Raw genomic sequence first — 1067 nt, 5'->3', positions numbered from 1 at the left:
CCCAGTTCAGGGGATGCGATGGATTTCGAGATCCGGGAGGACCGGACGGCTCAGGGGCGGAAGCAGCTGTTGCGTGAGCGGGAGACATACTTCCGGCTCATGCAGCAGGGCTTCAGCAACGAGCAGGCGTGCCGGGTCGTCGGCATCAACGCCAAGACCGGCCGGCGGTGGCGCAACGGTCGCAGAGCGGACAGCAAGCACAAGGGGGCACCACCGGTTCGACCGGTGGTGTCCCCTTCTGGCACGTCCCGCTACCTCCGGGTCGACGAGCGGATCCACATCGCCGACCGGCTGAGGGAGAAGGCCACGGTCCGTGCGATAGCCGCCGAGCTCGGCCGCAGCCCGTCCACCGTCAGTCGGGAGATCCGCCGCAACCGCACCGACGGCACCCGCGGCCAGTGGCACTATCGTCCGCACGCTGCCCAGGCCCGCGCCGATGCTCGCCGGCCCCGGCCGAAGACCGGCAAGATAGCCGAGAGCCCGGAGCTGCGAGACTTCATCCAGAGCCACCTCGACAGGCGGTGGAGCCCGGAGCAGATCGGCCAGGTGCTTTGCGCACGCTTCCCCGACCGGCCGGAGATGCACGTGGTCCACGAGACGGTCTACCAGGCCCTTTACGTCCAGGGTCGCGGCGAGCTCCGTCGTGAACTGGCCGGCGCTCTGCGGACCGGTCGCATCCGGCGCAAGCCCCGCCGCCAGGCCCAGCAGCGTCGGCCCCGCTTCCGGGACCCGATGGTCATGATCAGCGACCGTCCGGCCGAGGCAGAGGACCGGGCGGTGCCCGGCCACTGGGAGGGCGATCTGATCATCGGCAAGGACGGTGCCTCCGCGATCGGCACGCTCGTCGAACGCTCCACCCGCTACGTGATGCTCCTGCACCTGCCAGGCGGCCGGGGCACCGAGCTGGTCCGCGACGCCTTGATCGAGACCGTCCAGAGCCTGCCGGCTCACCTCAGGCGGTCCCTGACCTGGGACCAGGGCTGCGAGATGGGACGTCACCGCGAGTTCACCGTCGCCACCGACATCCCGGTCTACTTCTGCGACCCGGCCAGCCCCTGGCAGCGCGG

1 protein-coding gene is annotated in these 1067 nt (G+C 70.4%); it reads left to right on the top strand.

Annotated elements, in window-relative coordinates:
* Nucleotides 1-18: 18 nt before the first annotated feature.
* On the top strand, nucleotides 19-1067 hold a 1049-nt coding region (locus tag ABTZ91_RS34085; RefSeq protein ID WP_352081108.1), incomplete at its 3' end, for an IS30 family transposase.

The organism is Streptomyces sp. NPDC126499, from assembly GCF_040302485.1.
GTDB lineage: Bacteria > Actinomycetota > Actinomycetes > Streptomycetales > Streptomycetaceae > Streptomyces.
Note: the sequence above shows the minus strand (reverse complement) of the source record. Positions and strands in the feature narration are given on the sequence as shown.